This window comes from Streptomyces sp. NBC_00273, from assembly GCF_036178145.1.
Classification (GTDB): domain Bacteria; phylum Actinomycetota; class Actinomycetes; order Streptomycetales; family Streptomycetaceae; genus Streptomyces.
On the sequence record NZ_CP108067.1, the window covers coordinates 5,611,872 to 5,629,850 of the forward strand.

Genomic DNA, 17,979 nt, shown 5'->3' on the forward strand with positions numbered 1-17,979 from the left:
GGGCCGTGACGTCACCCGGTGAACTCGAACGGACATTGCGGGAGAACCTGCGCGGGGAGATCGACTTCGGTGCCGCCGCACGGGCCCTGGCCACCATGGACGCCTCCAACTACCGGCGCGTGCCGGTGGGCGTGGTCGCCCCGCGCGACGCCGACGACGTGGCGGCGGCGCTCGCCGTGTGCGCGGATGCCGGGGTGCCCGTCGTACCGCGCGGCGGCGGGACCTCCATCGCCGGCCAGGCCACCGGGGTGGGCGTGGTCCTCGACCTCACCCGGCACATGAACGGCCTCGTGTCGGTGGACCCGGCGGCCAGGACGGCCGTGGTCCAGCCCGGACTGGTCCTCGACCGGCTGCGGGACGCGGTGCGCCCGTACGGGCTGACCTTCGGGCCCGACCCGTCCACGCACTCCCGCTGCACCCTCGGCGGCATGATCGGCAACAACGCGTGCGGGGCCCACTCGGTGGCCTGGGGCACCACCGCGGACAACGTGACCGAGCTGGCCGTGACGGCGTACGGGGGCACCGCGCACCGGATCGCGACGGGCTGGTCGGGCGCTCCGGCGGGCCTGCGGGAGCTGGTCACCGGACACCTGGGGCTGCTGCGCACCGGCATGGCGCCCGGCTTCTCGCGGCGGATCTCCGGCTACGGCGGCCTCGACGCGCTGCTGCCCGAGCACGGGGTGCAGCTGGCGCGGGCGTTCTGCGGGAGCGAGGGCACGCTCGGGGTGGTGACGGAGGCGGTGGTGCGCCTGGTGGAGGCGCCGCGCGCGCCGGTGCTCGCGGTGCTCGGGTACGCGGACGAGAGCGCGGCGGCGGAGGCGGCGGCCGGGCTGCTGCCGTACGGGCCGCTGACGGTGGAGGGGATGGCCGAGGACCTGTTGGGCGGCACGGCCCCGCAGTTGCCCCGGGGCGGGGCCTGGCTGTTCGTGGAGATGCCCGACGAGGGCGGGGCGCGGGCCCTGCTGCGGGCCGCCGACGCGGTGGACCGGCTGCTCGTCACCGACCCGGCGGCGCAGCGCGCGCTGTGGCGGATCCGCGAGGACGCGGCGGGCAGCGCGACCCGGATGCCGGGGGGCGGGATGGCCTGGCCGGGATGGGAGGACTGCGCGGTGCCGCCGGCCCGGCTGGGGGCGTACCTGAAGGAGTTCCGCGCCCTGCTGGCGGCGCACGGGCTGCACGGATCCCCGTACGGGCACTTCGGCGAGGGCTGCGTGCATGTACGGATCGACTTCGACCTGGTGTCGGCGGCGGGCATCGCCCGCTTCCGGGACTTCTCCGGGGAACTGGCCGATCTGGTCGTCGCGCACGGCGGCTCCCTGTCGGGGGAGCACGGGGACGGGCAGGCGCGGGCGGAGCTGCTGCCGAAGATGTACGGCACGGAGGTGGTCCGGCTCTTCGGCGCGTACAAGGACGTGTGGGACCCGGCGGGCGGGATGAACCCGGGGATGCTGGTCCGGCCGGCGCGACTGGACGAGAACCTGCGCTTCGCGGTGCTGCCGGCCACCCCTTTCGCGGGTGAGGTCGCGCGGTGCGTGGGCGTCGCGAAGTGCCGGACCACGGACACGGGGGCAGGCGCCTCGGTGATGTGCCCGTCGTACCGGGTCACGGGGGAGGAACAGCACTCCACGCGGGGCCGGGCGCGGCTGCTGCACGAGATGCTGGCCGGGGAGATCGTCACGGACGGCTGGCGCTCGCCGGAGGTCGCCGCGGCGCTGGACCTGTGCCTGGGGTGCAAGGGCTGCCGCAGCGACTGCCCGGTGGGCGTGGACATGGCCGCCTACAAGGCGGAGTTCCTGCACCGCCACTGGGCGGGCCGGATCCGCCCGCTGTCCCACTACGCGCTGGGCGGCCTGCCGGGCTGGCTCCGGCTGATCGCCGGCCTGCGGGCGGCGGGGGCGGTCAACGCGGCCGTGCGGCTCCTACCGGTACCGGTGCCGGGACTGACCCCGGAACGGGCCCTGCCGGCGCTGGCGAAGCGGCCGTTCACGCGGGACGCGGGGCGGCGCTCCGGCTCCGGCTCCGGTGGTGGTTCCGGTTCTGGCGGCAGCTCCGACTTCGGCTCCGGCCCCGGTCTCACCGTGACCCTGTGGCCCGACACGTTCACGGAGTACCTCGTCCCCGAGGTCGGCCATGCCGCGCTCCGCGTGCTCCGGGCGGCCGGGCTGGAGGTGTCCGTCCCCCGGGGCGGCCGGGTCTGCTGCGGACTGACGTACGTGTCCACCGGCCGCCTCGACCGCGCCCGCAAGGTCCTGCGCCGGACGCTGGACACCGTCGGCGAGGTCTCCGGCCCCGTCACCGTCCTCGAACCGAGCTGCGCCGCGGCCCTGCGCACCGACCTGCCCGCCCTGCTCCCCGACGACCCCCGCGCGGCCCGCCTCGCGGCGGCGGTGCGGACCTTCGCCGAGACCCTGGAGGAGTGCGCACCGGCCTGGCGGCCGCCGCGCCTGGACCGGGAGGTGTTCGGCCAGACCCACTGCCACCAGCACGCGGTGCTCGGGGACGGCCCCGACCGACGGATGCGGGAGCGGGCCGGATTGGTGGGCGAGCTCAGCGGGGGCTGCTGCGGGCTGGCGGGCAACTTCGGCTTCGAGCCGGGGCACCACGAGGTGTCGGTGGCCTGCGCGGAGGAACAGCTGCTGCCGTCGCTGCGCGCGGCCCCGCGGGACGCCGCGATCCAGGCGGACGGGTTCTCGTGCCGTACGCAGATCGCACAGCTGGGCGGGGTCCGGGCCCGGCACCTGGCGGAACTCCTGGCGGAGGGGTTGGGGGAAGGGGTGTAGCGCAGAGTTATCACGGTTGTAAGGCAGGAAATGCGGCGACACTCCTTACGGGCCCTTAGTCTGGAGAGATGCCCGCACCTTCCTCTTCGTCCTCCCCGGCGGCCTCGCCGGCCGTCGCCGCACCGGCCCCGTCGCCCGCCAAGGGCTCGGGTCCGGGTTCCGGTTCTGGTCCGGGGTCCAGTTCCGGTTCCGGCCTCGGTCCCGTGGCGCTGGTGATCTCGGCGGGGATCTCGGTGCAGTTCGGCGCGGCACTCGCGGTCATGATCATGCCGAGGGCGGGCGCGGCGGGCGTGGTCACCCTGCGCCTCGCGGCCGCCGCGCTCGTGCTGCTGCTCCTGTGCCGCCCGAAGGTGCGCGGCTATTCCCGTTCCGACTGGGGCACGGTGCTCGCCTTCGGCGTCGCCATGGCCGGTATGAACGGCCTCTTCTACCAGTCGATCGACCGGATCCCGCTCGGCCCGGCGGTCACCCTGGAGGTCCTCGGACCGCTCGCCCTCTCCGTCATCGTCTCCCGGCGCCTGGTCAACGTCTTGTGGGCCGGCCTCGCGCTCGGCGGTGTGGTCCTGCTGTCCGGGCACGGCGGGGGCGGCCTCGGCTTCGGCTCCCTCGACCCGCTGGGCGCGGCGTTCGCGCTCGGGGCGGGCGCGATGTGGGCGGCGTACATCGTGTTCAGCGCGCGCACGGGCCGCCGCTTCCCGCAGGCGGACGGGCTCGCGCTGGCGATGGCGGTGGCCGCGGTCATCTCGCTGCCGCTGGGCATCGCCGAAGCCGGCTCGGCCCTGCTGGTCCCGAGCACGCTGGCCCTCGGCCTGGGCGTGGCCGTCCTGTCCTCCGTCTTGCCGTACACGCTGGAACTGCTCGCGCTGCGGCGGATGCCGGCGCCGACCTTCGCGATCCTGATGAGCCTGGAGCCGGCCATCGCCGCCGCCGCGGGCTTCCTCGTCCTGAACCAGGCCATGTCCGCACTGGACGCCCTGGCCATCGCCCTCGTGATCGCGGCCAGCATGGGTGCGGTCCGCTCGCAGATCCGGAAGAAGGCCGCCTGATGGACGTCGCCACCTACCTGGCCGAGGTCCCCGAGGCCCGGCGGGAGGCTCTGGTGCGGCTGCGGGAGCTGTGCCTGGAGGAGCTGACCGGGTTCGAGGAGGGGATCGCGTACGGGATGCCGGTGTACGTGCGGGCGGGTGCGACCGACGGCGAGATCGCCTGGGCGAACCAGAAGCAGTACATCTCCTTCTACCTGATGCGCACGGACGTCCGGGACGCCTTCGCGGACCGCCTCGCCCCCCACGACATGGGCAAGGTCTGCCTGCGCTTCCGCAACCCCGCCAAGGTCGACTTCGACCTCCTCCGGGACCTCCTGCGAGCGACGGCGACGGCGACGGCGGGCTGAGGGGCTGGGCGTGCTTCGGTGTGCGGGAGCCGGGTGGGCGGCATCGGGGATGGGTACGGGGGTTTCCCGTCAGTCCCATCGTCCTTCCGTGTCGGGCCGGTCCCTCAAGGGCGCTCCTCCTTCGTCGTCGCGTCGCTTCGCGATGGCCTGCGGCCACCCTTGACCGACCGTCCCGCCCCGGAGATACGAAGACTGCCGGGAAGCCCCCGAAGGAACGGGCCGGGGGGATGGCTTCAGGCGCGGGGCGGTCGGAGGCACCCGGCCGGGTCGGGCGCGCAGGGCCGCGACCGAGAGACGGGCCCGTCCAGCCCTGGGCCCGGGTCGGTGGGCGCACCCAATCGCTACGCGCTCCTCATCTCTCAGCGTCTCCATCCCGTCCTGGGCTGGACATAGGCCGCCACAGATCGCTACGCGCTTCTCCATGACCGCGACCGGCGGTCGTCAGCGGCTGATGAGAACTGCTGGGAGGGACTGACCGCCGGTACTTCATCCGTTCCGTAGTGGAGCCGGGCCAGCGAGAGCAAGGCGCCACAAACCCATCCCCAAACAGGGGCCTTCACGCCCCGGACGGCCGTCAGACGCCTCCCGAGGAAAACGCCCGTGGGTCGTGGGCGGCTTGTGTCCGGCCCCGGACGGCCGTCGGACGCTGAGAGTGAGAAGTAGCCGGGTCGTGGGCGGCTTATGTCCAGCCCCGGACGGCCGTCGGACGCTGAGAGATGAGGAGCGCGTAGCGATCTGGCGCGCCCACCAACCCGGCCCCAGGGCTGGACGGGCCCGTCTCTCGGTCGTGGCTGTTCGCGCCCGACAGGGCTGGGCATCTCTGATGGCCCCGTCCTGATCCTTGAACACCCGGCCCGTTCCTTTGGGGGCTTCCCGGCAGTCTTCGTATGTCCGGGGCGGGACGGGCGGTCAAGGGTGGAGCGCAGCGACATCGCGAAGCGACGCGACGAAGGAGCGCCCTTGAGGGACCGGCCCGAACCGGAGAGACGATCGGACTGACGGGAAACCCCCATACCCATCCCTGATACCGGCCGCCCGGCTCCCGCCCACCGAAGCCGCCCCGACGCCAACCCGCCCGCCCAGCGTTCGCGGCCGGCCGGGCGGCCGGCCGGGGTCAGCCGAGGGGGAGGTCCAGGTAGGACGGGGTGGGTTCCGGGGAGGTGAACGCCAGGGTCGCGCGGGGCAGGTTGGCGTCGGCGTAGAAGGGGTCGCGGGCGTCGATCACCAGCATCAGGCGGTGGCCGCGCGGCACGTCGTAGGCCGTGGCCTGGAGTTCGATGTCCGCGCTGATCAGGCTGTCGGGCGGGGAGTCGACGTCGGTGTACGGGGCGTGCGTGATGATGTGGGCCGTGCCGTCGGGTGCCGTGTCGAGGAGGTACGCGACGAAGGTGGATCCGGGGTTCGCGGCCCGGTACGTCACGCGCAGCCGCGGTATGCCGCGCAGTCGGGTGGTCTCCCCGGCCGGGTCCGATGTCCACACGGCGGCGACGGTGCGGTCGATGTCCTGGGTCCGGTACACCTTCGGGCGGCCGGCGATCTCCGCGTAGCCGGACTGCACCACCTTGTCGGCGACGGTCGCCGGGGTGTCCACCCCGCACAGCACGGTCGACGTCCAGCCGGCCTGTGGTTCGTCGCCCAGTACGCCGTCGTCCGCCAGGTGCAGCCGTTCCAGGCGCTCGGTGAGGGAGGGCCAGGTGGGGCGGGGTTCGAGGGTTTTGCTCCACATGACTTCGCCGAGCACCTGACCCTCGGCGTCGATGCCGTTGTCGACCTCCTTGAGGTGGTGGTCGAACCAGCGGTGGGCGTCCGTCCAGATCCGGTTGGGCAGACCGAGCATGCCGGTCATCTCGGGACCGGAGTGGTCGCCGATGGAGACCACGAGGCGTTTGGGGCCGGTCAGTTCGTTGAACATCTTCAGCGTCTGGTTGGGCGGGAAGAGCGTCTCGTGCCAGGCGAGCGAGTAGAAGACCGGCACCTGGCGGCGGTTGAGCTCCTTGATGTGGCTGAAGGGCGAGCGTGTCTCCGCCCAGCGCAGGGTGCCCTGGACGTCGCGGTCGGCGAGGACGTTGTCGAAGACGCTCTGCGTCTGCGGGCTCAGTCGGGCCTTCGCGGCCGCATCGAGCAGGGCCCGTACGGCCGCGACGTGCCGGGTGGAGTTCTCGTAGAAGGCCTCGCCGAGGTCGCCCCAGGTGCTGAGCGCGACCACGGCGTCGACGCGGGTGTCGTGCGCGGCGACGAGCTGGCTGATGCCGGAGCCGTACGAGTCCCCGAGGAAGCCGATCTTCGACACCGGGCCGGGGCTGCGCTCGATGAGGTGGTCCAGGGCCCGGCTGCCGTCGGCGACGTCGAGCGGGCCCGCCACGTCGACCTGGCCCTCGGAGCCGGCGAAGCCGCGGGTGGAGTAGGCGAGGACGTCGTAGCCGCGGGCGGCGAAGAGGGAGGCCTGGACGGCGTACGGGAGCCAGCCCAGGTTGGACCAGGGCGAGGGCATCACGATCACGGGGCGCGGCCGGGTTCCGGTGTGCCGCCAGAGCGCGGCGTCGAGGAGGTCCCCGTCGGCGCCGGTCACCTTGCCGCGGGTGAAGACGGCGACCGAGCGGACTTCGGCGACCTCGGCGGCGCGGGCGGGGGCGAGGCCGGTGACGTCGCCGCTCTCCAGGGCGGTCACGAAGGCGGTGAGGGCGGTCGCGTCGAGTTCGGGATAGAGGGAGAAGGGGGTGCGGGCGGCTGGAGTCACGTCAGTCCATCCTCTTCGTCGTCTTCGTCGTCTTCGTCGAGTGACACGAACTGGTGCGCCCGCCCGGGCCCGGAGCGGAACGTTCAGTATCGACGGGACATCCGGTGACGTATCGCGGGTTTCCGGCTTACGGCCGAAATCGCCCCCGCTGTGCCCACGGGTCGCCGAGGGGTGGGACCTGCGGCCGGTGCTGCGCGCGGCAACTGCCTTTCCCGTGAGGCGGTTTGGTGCGGGTGGCGGGAAGGCGTCGGCACGCGAAAAAATCATGCAAGCATGCTTGATTGTTTTGCCGGGTGCTGCCAGTCTTCCCCTCACGCCGAGAGGGGAGCGCACCGTGCCCGATCCGTCCGCCGTCGACGCAGCCGTCGCCGTCTTCGCAGATCTGCGTGAGGAGGGTCGCGAACTGGACTCCCTGGTGGGGGAGTTGACCGACCCGGACTGGGGCAGAGCCACCCCCGCGCCCGGCTGGACCGTCGCCCACCAGATCGCCCACCTGCACTGGACCGACCGGGCCTCGCTGCTCTCCCTCACCGACGCCACCGGCTTCGGCCACATGGTCGAGGAGGCCCTGAAGGCCCCCGACACCTTCGTCGACGAGGGCGCGCGCGAGGGCGCGGAGCTGGCCCCCGCCGAGCTGCTCGCCCGCTGGCGCGCCACGCGCGCCGCCCTCGACGAAGCGCTGGCCGCGGCCTCGCCCGACACCCGCTTCCCCTGGTACGGGCCGCCGATGAAGGCCGCCTCCATGGCCAGCGCCCGGTTGATGGAGACCTGGGCCCACGGCCAGGACGTCGCCGACGCGCTCGGCGTGCGCCGCACCCCGACCGCGCGGCTGCGGCACGTGGCTCGGATCGGCGTACGGGCCCGCGACTACGCCTACGCCGTACGCGGACTGCCCGCGCCCGCCGAGCAGTTCCGGGTGGAGCTGACGGCCCCCGACGGCCCGCAGGTGTGGGCGTACGGCCCGCCGGACGCCCCGCAGCGGATCACCGGCCCCGCACTCGACTTCTGCCTGCTGGTCACCCAGCGGGCCCACCGCGCCGACCTCGGCCTGATCGCGACGGGCCCCGACGCGGACCGCTGGCTGGACATCGCCCAGGCCTTCGCCGGCCCGGCCGGAGCCGGCCGGGAGCCGGGGGCCGCGCGGTGACCCGGCGCCCGCTCGTCATCGGCAACGCCTCGGGTTTCTACGGGGACCGCTTCGGCGCCCTGCGCGAGATGCTGACCGGCGGCCCGTTGGACGTGCTGACCGGCGACTACCTCGCCGAGCTGACCATGCTGATCCTGGGCCGCGACCGCCTGAAGGACCCGGACCTCGGCTACGCCAAGACCTTCCTGCGCCAGTTGGAGGAGGGGCTCGGGCTCGCGCACGAGCGCGGCGTGCGGATCGTCGCGAACGCCGGCGGCCTCAACCCGGCCGGACTCGCCGACGCCGTACGGGCCTTGGCGGCGAAGGCGGGCGTCCCGGTGCGGGTCGCCCACGTCGAGGGCGACGACCTCACCGCACGGGTGGACGGGGCCCTCACGGCCAACGCCTACCTCGGGGGCGCCGGGATCACGGCTTGTCTGCGGGCGGGCGCCGACGTGGTGGTGACCGGCCGGGTCACGGACGCGGCGCTGGTCAGCGGCCCGGCGGCCTGGTGGTTCGACTGGGCCCCGGACGACTACGACCGGCTGGCGGGGGCGGTGGCCGCGGGCCACGTCCTGGAGTGCGGCACCCAGGCCACCGGCGGCAACTACTCCTTCTTCGCCCGGCACGACGTCCGCCGCCCCGGCTTCCCCCTGGCGGAGGTCTCCGAGGACGGCTCGGCGGTCATCACCAAACACCCCGGCACGGGCGGCGCCGTCACCGCCGGCACCGTCACCGCCCAACTCCTCTACGAGACCCAGGGCGTGCGCTACCTCGGCCCGGACGTGACCACCCGGCTGGACACCGTCCGGCTGACCGACGAGGGCGCCGACCGGGTGCGCGTCACCGGAGTGCGCGGAGAGGCCCCGCCGTCGTCCCTGAAGGTGGGCGTCACCCGGATCGGCGGCTGGCGCAACGAGGTCGTCTTCGTCCTGACCGGCCTGGACATCGAGGCCAAGGCGGACCTCGTCCGCACCCAACTGGACGAGGTGTTGGAAGGCGTGGTTGACGCCACCTGGACCTTGGCCCGCACCGACCACGAGGACGCCGACACGCAGGAGACGGCCTCCGCCCTACTGCGACTGGTCGTCCGCGACCCGTCCCCGGACCGGGTGGGCCGCACCCTGACCTCGACGGCGATCGAACTGGCCCTCGGCAGCTACCCGGGCTTCCACGTCACCGCCCCACCGGGCCCGGCCCAGCCCTACGGCGTCTTCACCTCGACCCTGATCCCGTCCGGCGAGGTCCCGCACGTGGCCGTCCTCCCGGACGGCACGCGCGTACGAGTCCCGGCGCCACCCCCAACCCCTGCGGCGGAGCCGCATCCAGCCCCACCGACCCAGCCTCCCGCACCCCCAGCCCTGCCGGCCCAGCCTCCTGCACCCCCAGCCCTGCCGGCCCAGCCTCCTGCACCCCCAGCCCTGCCGGCCCAGCCTCCTGCACCCCCAGCCCTGCCGGCCCAGCCTCCTGCACCCCCAGCCCCACCGACCCAGCCTCCTGCACCCCCAGCCCCGCCGGCGTTTGAGGCGCGGGGGTCCGGGGGCGGAGCCCCCGAAGGGGTCGGGGGCGCAGCCCCCGCCGGGTCCGGGGCGGAGCCCCGGGAGACCGTCCGCGCCCCCCTCGGGGCGCTGGCCGGGGCCCGCAGCGGCGACAAGGGCGGCGACGCCAACGTCGGGGTCTGGGTCGAGACCGACCCCGCCTGGGACTGGCTGCTCCACACCCTCACCGCCGAGGCGTTCCAGGAACTGCTCCCCGAGACCGCGCACCACACCGTCACCCGCCACGAGCTGCCGCAGCTGAGGGCCCTCAACTTCACCGTCACCGGCATCCTCGGCGACGGCGTCGCCTCCGGCCACCGCTTCGACCCCCAGGCCAAGGCCCTCGGCGAATGGCTCCGCGCCCGCCACCTCGACATCCCCGTCGTCCTCCTCCCGGCCCCGGAGGCCACCCCATGACCCGCCTCGGCACCACCGTCGACCCGCACGCCCCCGAGCACGCGCAGGCCCGTACCGCCGCGCTGGAGCGCCTCGCCGCCCTCGACGCCGAGCACGCCAAGACCCTGCAGGGCGGCGGCGAGAAGTACACGGCCCGCCACCGGGCCCGCGGCAAGCTCCTGGCGCGCGAGCGCGTCGAGCTGCTCCTCGACCCCGACACCCCGTTCCTGGAACTGTCCCCGCTCGCCGCCTGGGGCAGCGACTACCCCGTCGGCGCCTCCATGGTCACCGGCATCGGCACCGTCGAGGGCGTCGAGTGCCTGATCACCGCCAACGACCCCACCGTCCGCGGCGGCGCCTCCAACCCGTGGACGCTGAAGAAGGCGCTGCGCGCGAACGAGATCGCCCGGCAGAACCGGCTCCCCTGCATCAGCCTCGTGGAGTCCGGCGGCGCCGACCTGCCCTCCCAGAAGGAGATCTTCATCCCGGGCGGCGCGATCTTCCGCGACCTCACCCGGCTTTCGGCCGAAGGCATCCCGACCGTCGCCGTCGTCTTCGGCAACTCCACCGCCGGAGGCGCGTACGTCCCCGGCATGTCCGACCACACGATCATGATCAAGGACCGTTCCAAGGTGTTCCTCGGCGGTCCGCCCCTGGTCAAGATGGCCACCGGCGAGGAGAGCGACGACGAGTCCCTCGGCGGCGCCGACATGCACGCCCGCGTCTCCGGACTCGCCGACTACTACGCCCTCGACGAGTACGACGCGATCCGCCAGGCCCGCCGCGTCGTGGCCCGTCTGAACCACCGCAAGCCGCGCCAGGACCCGCCGAAGGCCGAGGAACCCCTCCACGACCCCGAGGAACTCCTCGGCATCGTCCCGCCCGACCTCAAGACCCCCTTCGACCCGCGCGAGGTCATCGCCCGGATCGTCGACGCCTCCGACTTCGACGAGTTCAAGCCCCTCTACGGCCCCAGTCTCGTCACCGGCTGGGCCACCCTGCACGGCTACCCGGTCGGCATCCTCGCCAACGCACAGGGCGTGCTGTTCAGCGCCGAGTCGCAGAAGGCCGCCCAGTTCATCCAGCTCGCCAACCAGCGCGACATCCCCCTCCTCTTCCTCCACAACACCACCGGCTACATGGTGGGCAAGGAGTACGAGCAGGGCGGCATCATCAAACACGGCTCGATGATGATCAACGCGGTCTCCAACTCGAAGGTCCCGCACCTGTCCGTACTCATCGGCGCGAGCTACGGCGCCGGCCACTACGGCATGTGCGGCCGCGCCTACGAGCCCCGCTTCCTCTTCGCCTGGCCCAGCGCCAAGTCCGCCGTCATGGGCCCCCAGCAGCTGGCCGGAGTGCTCTCCATCGTGTCCCGCCAGTCCGCCGCCGCCAAGGGGCTCCCGTACGACGAGGAGGCCGACGCCGGGATGCGGGCCTTCGTCGAAGCGCAGATCGAGTCCGAGTCCCTCCCGATGTTCCTGTCCGGGCGGATCTACGACGACGGGGTCATCGATCCGCGCGACACCCGTACCGTCCTCGGCCTGTGCCTGTCGGCCGTCCACAACGCCCCCGTCGAGGGCGCCCGTGGCGGCTTCGGCGTCTTCCGGATGTGAGCCCGCACATGACGAACCTGACCTCCCTCCTCGTCGCCAACCGCGGCGAGATCGCCGTCCGGATCTTCCGCACCGCCCGCGCCCTGGGCCTGGCCACCGTCGCCGTCCACTCCGACCCGGACGCCGACGCCCTGCACGTCCGCGACGCCGACGCGGCCGTACGGCTGCCCGGCGCGGCCCCCGCCGACACCTACCTGCGCGGCGACCTCATCATCAAGGCCGCCCTCGCCGCGGGCGCCGACGCCGTGCACCCCGGCTACGGCTTCCTCTCCGAGAACGCCGACTTCGCCCGCGAAGTCCTGGCCGCCGGACTGACCTGGATCGGCCCGCCCCCCGAAGCCATCGAGGCCATGGCTTCCAAGACCCGCGCCAAGGAACTGATGCGCACCGCCGGCGTGCCGCTCCTCGACCCCGTCGACCCGGCCGCCGCCACCCCCGCCGACCTGCCCCTGCTCCTCAAGGCCGCGGCCGGCGGCGGTGGCCGCGGCATGCGCGTGGTCCGCGACCTCGACCAGCTCAAGGAGGCCCTCGATGCGGCCTCGGCCGAGGCCCGCTCCGCCTTCGGCGACGGCGAGGTCTTCGCCGAGCCCTACGTGGAACGCGGCCGCCACGTCGAGGTGCAGATCCTCGCCGACGCCCACGGCACCGTCTGGGCGCTGGGCACCCGCGACTGCTCCCTCCAGCGGCGCCACCAGAAGGTCATCGAGGAGGCGCCGGCACCGGGCCTGCCGGAGGCCCTGCGCGAGAGCCTCCACTCCGCGGCCGTCGCCGCCGCCCGCGCGGTCTCGTACGAGGGCGCGGGCACCGTCGAGTTCCTCGTCACCGCCGACGGACGCCCGTACTTCCTGGAGATGAACACCCGCCTCCAGGTCGAACACCCCGTCACCGAAGCCGTCTTCGGCCTCGACCTCGTCGCCCTCCAGCTGCGCGTCGCCGAGGGCGAGGCCCTGCCCCCGGCGCCCCCGCAGCCCACCGGCCACGCCGTCGAAGCCCGCCTCTACGCCGAGGACCCCGCCCAGGACTGGCGCCCGCAGACCGGCGTCCTGCACACCCTCGCCATCCCCGGCGAGGTCCGCGTGGACACCGGCTTCACCGACGGGGACACCGTCGGCATCCACTACGACCCCATGCTCGCCAAGGTCGTCGCCCACGCCCCCACCCGCGCCGGGGCCGTCCGGGCCCTCGCCGCAGCCCTCGCCGGAGCCCGCATCCACGGGCTCACCACCAACCGCGAGCTCCTCGTAGGCTCCCTGCGGCACCCGGAGTTCGCCGCCGGACAGCTCGACACCGGCTTCTACGAGCGCCACCTCGACACCCTCACCGGCAGCGCCCCGGACGCCACCCCGGCCGCCCTCGCCGCCGCCCTCGCCGAAGCGGCACCCGGCCCGGACGCCCCCCTCGCCGCCCGCCTCGGCGGCTGGCGCAACGTCCGCTCCCAGCCGCAGACCCGCCGCTACGCCGTGGCCGGCACCGAGTACGAGGTCCAGTACCACCCGGTCAACCACCCCGGGATCCGGGTCGTGGCCGCCGCCCCCGACCGGGTCACCCTCGAAGTCGATGGGATCCGGCGGGTGTTCCACGTGAAACACAATTCGAACAACACCGAGGTCTACGTGGACTCCGCGCTCGGCGCCCACACCCTCACCCCCGTTCCCCGGTTCCCGGACCCCCAGGACCGCACCGAACCGGGCTCGCTGCTCGCCCCCATGCCCGGCACCGTCGTGCGCATCGCCGAGGGCGCGGCCCCCGGCAGCCCCGTCACCGCCGGTCAGCCCCTGCTCTGGCTGGAGGCCATGAAGATGGAGCACCGCATCCTCGCTCCCGCCTCCGGCACGCTCACCGCGCTCCACGTCGCCACCGGCCAACAGGTCGAGTTCGGCGCCCTGCTCGCCGTAGTCCAGGAGGAACCGCAAGCATGAGCACCGTCATCGAAACCCAAGAGCACACCGCCCTGCGCGCCGCCGTCGCCGCCCTCGGACAGCGCTACGGCCGCGACTACCTCACCCGCGTCGCCCGCGAAGGCGGCCACCCGGACGAGCTGTGGGCCGACGCCGCGAAGCTCGGCTACATCGGGGTCAACCTTCCCGAGGAGTACGGCGGCGGGGGCGGCGGCATTGCCGAACTCTCCATCGTCCTGGAAGAACTCGGGGCCGCGGGCTGTCCCCTCCTCATGATGGTCGTCTCGCCCGCCATCTGCGGCACGGTCATCGCCCGCTTCGGCACGGACGCCCAGAAGGAGGCCTGGCTGCCCGGCCTCGCCGACGGCAGCCGCACCATGGCCTTCGGCATCACCGAACCCGACGCCGGATCCAACTCCCACCGGATCACCACCACGGCCCGCCGCGACGGCGACGACTGGATCCTCACCGGCCGCAAGGTCTTCATCTCCGGCGTCGACATCGCCGACGCCACCCTCATCGTCGGCCGCACCGAGGACGCCCGTACCGGCAGCCTCAAGCCCTGCCTGTTCATCGTCCCGCGCGACGCCCCCGGCTTCACCCGCTCGGTCATCGACATGGAACTGGCCGCCGCGGAGAAGCAGTTCGAACTCACCCTGGACGACGTGCGACTGCCGTCCTCCGCGCTCGTGGGCGACGAGGACGCGGGCCTGCTCCAGCTGTTCGCCGGACTCAACCCCGAGCGGATCATGACCGCGGCCTTCGCCATCGGGATGGGCCGCCACGCCCTCGCCAAGGCCGTCGACTACGCGAAGACCCGCCAGGTCTGGAAGGCGCCCATCGGCGCGCACCAGGCCGTGGCCCATCCGCTGGCCCAGGCGCACATCGAGCTGGAACTGGCCCGCCTGATGATGCAGAAGGCGGCCCGCCTGTACGACGCGGGCGACGACATGGGGGCGGGCGAGGCGGCGAACATGGCGAAGTACGCGGCCGGGGAGGCCTGCGTCCGTGCGGTGGACCAGGCGGTCCACACCCTCGGCGGCAACGGCCTCACCCGCGAATACGGCCTGGCCTCCCTCATCACCGCCGCCCGCGTGGCCCGCATCGCCCCGGTGAGCCGCGAGATGATCCTGAACTTCATCTCCCACCAAACCCTGGGCCTGCCGAAGTCTTACTAACGTGCCCGTGCCTCAATCGCCGGCGGGGCTGGAAGATGCGCGCGGCTCGGCGGTGCCCGGCCCGGCGGGATCCTCGCCGGGCTCCGCCCGGCCCCGCGCCTCAATCGCCGGCGAGGCTGGATGGTGCGGGCGGCTCGGTGGTGCCCGGCGCGGCGGGATCCGTACCGGGCTCCGCCCGGACCCGCGCCTCAAACGCCGGCGAGGCTGAAAGCGCGGGTCCGGGTCTCAAACGCCGGCGAGGCTGAAAGCGCGGGTCCGGGTCTCAAACGCCGGCGAGGCTGAAAGTGCGGGTCCGCGTCTCGATCGTTGGCGGGGCTGAGAGTGCGGGTTCGGGGAGGTTCGTGGGGTGGATGGGTTGGGGTGTCGGAGCCTTGGCGTGGGGTGGGGACACGTAGGAGGGTCCCCGCAGGACGAGCGCGCAACCCAGGCAGAACGACAGAACCTCGGCCGTCTGGCGCGAGCCGAGGAGATCCTCGTGCGGGGCACCACCCCACCCTTTGAAGCCCCGCCGGCGATTGAGGCGAACCACCTCGGCTCGAGGGAACGTGCCACCGAGCCCCACACCACCGAGCCCCACACCGCCGAGCCGCCCGCAGGGCACCCCGCAGGGCAAGCGCCACGTACCCTCCCGGAGGGACTCGGCTCCCGAAGTACCCCCATCCGCATACCACTCCGGAGGAGACATGGCCCCACGAGTGCACGCCGCCCAGGCGACCGGCATCGCCACCCTCACCCTGGACTCCCCGGGCAACCGCAACGCCCTTTCCGTCGACCTCGTCGCCGAGCTCCGCTCCGCGCTCGCCGCCACCGCCGCGGACCCGGCCGTCCGGGCCGTCGTCCTCACCCACACCGGCAACACCTTCTGCGCCGGGGCCGACCTCAAGTCCCCCTGCGACCCCGCCGACTTCCTGGCCCTGCTCCGCGAGACCGCCGAGCTGCCCAAGCCCGTCGTCGCCCGGGTCACCGGCCACGTCCGGGCCGGCGGCCTCGGGCTGCTCGGCGTCTGCGACATCGCCGCCGCCGGACCGCAGTCCTCGTACGCCTTCACCGAGACCCATCTGGGCCTCGCCCCCGCGGTGATCTCCATGCCGCTGCTGCCGCGCCTCGACCCGCGCGCCGCCGCCCGCTACTTCCTCACCGCCGAGGCCTTCGACGCCGCCGAGGCCGCCCGGATCGGACTGCTCACCCTGCACGGCGAGGACGTGGACGCCGCCCTGGAGCCCGTACTCGCCGGCCTGCGCAAGGCCTCCCCGCAGGGGCTGGCCGCGACCAAGGCGCTCACCGCCGCCGCCGTACGGGAGACCCTCGCCCGCGACGGCTCCCGCCTGACCGAGCTGTCTGCCGGACTGTTCGCCTCCGCCGAGGCCCGCGAGGGCATCACCGCCCGCTTCGAGCGCCGGGAACCGTCATGGTCGCTGTGACCGGCCCCAAGCAGGCGCGCAGCCGCGTCACCCGCCGTCACCTCCTGGAGGCGGCCGTGTCCTGCCTGGCGGAGCACGGCTGGGCCGGTTCGACCGTCTCGGTCGTCGCCGAACGGGCCGGTGTCTCGCGCGGCGCCGCCCAGCACCACTTCCCGACCCGCGAGGACCTGTTCACCGCGGCCGTCGAGTACGTCGCCGAGGAGCGCTCCACCGCCCTGCGCGACCTCTTCCACGCCGGCCCGGCCGCCCGCCCCGCCGTGGTGGAGGCGTTGGTCGACCTGTATACGGGTGCCCTCTTCCGGGCCGCCCTCCAGTTGTGGGTGGCCGCCTCCAACGAGGAGCAGCTGCGCCCCCGGGTCACCGAACTGGAGGCCCGGGTCGGCCGCGAGACCCACCGCATCGCCGTCGAGCTGCTGGGTGCGGACGAGTCGGTGCCGGGCGTACGGGAGACCGTGCAGGGCCTGCTGGACATGGCGCGGGGCCTGGGCCTCGCCAACGTGCTCACCGACGACACGGCCCGCCGGGCCCGGGTGGTGGCCCAGTGGTCCCGGATCCTGGACGCGGCCCTCGGCTGAGGCGGCGCGGGAACGAGAAGGGCGCCGCACCCCGCTCGCGGGATACGGCGCCCGATCTGCCTAAGCGACTACGCGACTACGCGACTACGCGACCCCGCGATCAGGCGGTCTCGGCGATGTCCGCGTAGCCCTCGATCTCCTGCGGGTTGCGCCGCCCGGGCCCGATGTAGCGGGCCGAGGGCCGCACCAGGCGGCCCGTGCGCTTCTGCTCCAGGATGTGCGCCGACCAGCCGGCGGTACGGGCGCAGCTGAACATCGACGTGAACATGTGCGCCGGGACCTCGGCGAAGTCCAGCATGATCGCGGCCCAGAACTCCACGTTCGTGGCGAGCACCCGGTCGGGGCGGCGCGCGTGCAGCTCCTCCAGCGCGGCCTTCTCCAGCGCGGCGGCCACCTCGTAGCGCGGTGCGTCGAGCTCCTTGGCCGTGCGCCGCAGCACGCGGGCGCGCGGGTCCTCGGCACGGTAGACGCGGTGCCCGAAGCCCATCAGCCGCTCGCCCTTGTCGAGGGCCTTCTTCACGTACGCCACGGCGTCGCCGGTGCGCTCGATCTCCTCGATCATGCCGAGCACGCGGGACGGCGCGCCGCCGTGCAGCGGCCCCGACATGGCGCCCACCGCGCCGGACAGCGCGGCGGCGACGTCCGCACCGGTCGACGCGATCACCCGCGCGGTGAAGGTGGAGGCGTTCATGCCGTGCTCGGCGGCCGAGGTCCAGTACGCGTCGACGGCCTTGACGTGCCGCGGGTCCGGCTCGCCCCGCCAGCGGATCATGAACCGCTCGACGACGGACTCGGCCTTGTCGATCTCCCGCTGCGGCACCATGGGCAGGCCCTGGCCGCGGGCGGACTGGGCGACGTACGACAGTGCCATCACGGCCGCGCGCGCGAGATCGTCGCGGGCGGTCTGCACGTCGATGTCCAGCAGCGGTTTCAGACCCCACACGGGGGCGAGCATCGCGAGCGCGGACTGGACGTCGACGCGGATGTCACCGGAGTGGACCGGGATGGGGAAGGGCTCGGCGGCCGGCAGGCCCGGGTTGAAGGCACCGTCGACCAGCAGGCCCCAGACGTTCCCGAAGGAGACGTGGCCGACGAGGTCTTCGATGTCGACGCCCCGGTAGCGGAGCGACCCGCCTTCCTTGTCGGGCTCGGCGATCTCCGTCTCGAACGCGACGACCCCTTCGAGCCCGGGTACGAAGTCGGACATCAGGCGGCTCCTCAGATAGTGCGAACACGCGCGGCTCCCGGCGTGACTCGCGGTCCGGCGCGGTCATCCCCGTTGATGCCCGGCACGGCCGTCGGTCACCCCCTCGGGGACCTT

General features: G+C 73.6%; 12 protein-coding genes. 10 read left to right on the plus strand and 2 right to left on the minus strand.

Features of this window, described 5'->3' with window-relative positions; all coding sequences use genetic code 11:
* The first annotated feature begins 5 nt into the window (after window positions 1–5).
* The 3 genes from OG386_RS24820 (at window position 6) to OG386_RS24830 (ending at window position 4,173) form a co-directional block, all read left to right on the plus strand.
* Entirely contained in the window at window positions 6–2,780 is a 2,775-nt protein-coding gene (locus tag OG386_RS24820) for an FAD-binding and (Fe-S)-binding domain-containing protein (RefSeq protein ID WP_328789940.1), read from the plus strand.
* Between the two features lie 68 nt (window positions 2,781–2,848).
* Window positions 2,849–3,826: an EamA family transporter gene (locus OG386_RS24825; RefSeq protein ID WP_328789941.1), complete on the plus strand. Its 978-nt coding sequence runs from the start codon at window positions 2,849–2,851 to the stop codon at window positions 3,824–3,826.
* Complete coding sequence (locus OG386_RS24830; RefSeq protein WP_328789942.1) at window positions 3,826–4,173, plus strand: DUF1801 domain-containing protein; 348 nt, start codon at window positions 3,826–3,828, stop codon at window positions 4,171–4,173. The genes OG386_RS24825 and OG386_RS24830 overlap by 1 nt, the downstream gene beginning before the upstream one ends.
* A 1,114-nt stretch (window positions 4,174–5,287) precedes the next feature.
* Here the strand turns inward: OG386_RS24830 and OG386_RS24835 are convergent.
* Complete coding sequence (locus OG386_RS24835; RefSeq protein WP_328789943.1) at window positions 5,288–6,910, minus strand: CocE/NonD family hydrolase; 1,623 nt, start codon at window positions 6,908–6,910, stop codon at window positions 5,288–5,290.
* Between the two features lie 334 nt (window positions 6,911–7,244).
* Here OG386_RS24835 and OG386_RS24840 point away from each other — a divergent pair, with 334 nt between their 5' ends.
* The 7 genes from OG386_RS24840 to OG386_RS24870 all read left to right on the plus strand — a co-directional run bounded on the left by OG386_RS24840 (window position 7,245) and on the right by OG386_RS24870 (window position 16,658).
* Complete coding sequence (locus OG386_RS24840) at window positions 7,245–8,057, plus strand: TIGR03084 family metal-binding protein (RefSeq protein WP_328789944.1); 813 nt, start codon at window positions 7,245–7,247, stop codon at window positions 8,055–8,057.
* 68 nt (window positions 8,058–8,125) lie between these two features.
* A complete protein-coding gene (locus OG386_RS24845; protein WP_328793343.1) occupies window positions 8,126–9,991 on the plus strand; it encodes an acyclic terpene utilization AtuA family protein in 1,866 nt (621 codons plus the stop codon).
* Window positions 9,988–11,586, plus strand: a complete 1,599-nt coding sequence (locus OG386_RS24850) for an acyl-CoA carboxylase subunit beta (protein WP_328789945.1) — start codon at window positions 9,988–9,990, stop codon at window positions 11,584–11,586. The genes OG386_RS24845 and OG386_RS24850 overlap by 4 nt, the downstream gene beginning before the upstream one ends.
* A gap of 8 nt (window positions 11,587–11,594) precedes the next feature.
* Complete coding sequence (locus tag OG386_RS24855) at window positions 11,595–13,505, plus strand: ATP-binding protein (RefSeq protein ID WP_328789946.1); 1,911 nt, start codon at window positions 11,595–11,597, stop codon at window positions 13,503–13,505.
* The gene (locus OG386_RS24860) at window positions 13,502–14,662 is read left to right on the plus strand and encodes an acyl-CoA dehydrogenase family protein (RefSeq protein WP_328789947.1); all 1,161 of its coding nucleotides are present in this window, start codon (window positions 13,502–13,504) and stop codon (window positions 14,660–14,662) included. Before OG386_RS24855 ends, OG386_RS24860 begins: the two co-directional genes overlap by 4 nt.
* A 683-nt stretch (window positions 14,663–15,345) precedes the next feature.
* Complete coding sequence (locus OG386_RS24865; protein WP_328789948.1) at window positions 15,346–16,083, plus strand: enoyl-CoA hydratase family protein; 738 nt, start codon at window positions 15,346–15,348, stop codon at window positions 16,081–16,083.
* Complete coding sequence (locus OG386_RS24870) at window positions 16,071–16,658, plus strand: TetR/AcrR family transcriptional regulator (protein WP_202201035.1); 588 nt, start codon at window positions 16,071–16,073, stop codon at window positions 16,656–16,658. Before OG386_RS24865 ends, OG386_RS24870 begins: the two co-directional genes overlap by 13 nt.
* A gap of 100 nt (window positions 16,659–16,758) precedes the next feature.
* Here OG386_RS24870 and OG386_RS24875 read toward each other — a convergent pair whose 3' ends face one another.
* Window positions 16,759–17,865, minus strand: a complete 1,107-nt coding sequence (locus OG386_RS24875) for a citrate synthase 2 (protein ID WP_030009579.1) — start codon at window positions 17,863–17,865, stop codon at window positions 16,759–16,761.
* Window positions 17,866–17,979: the final 114 nt, after the last annotated feature.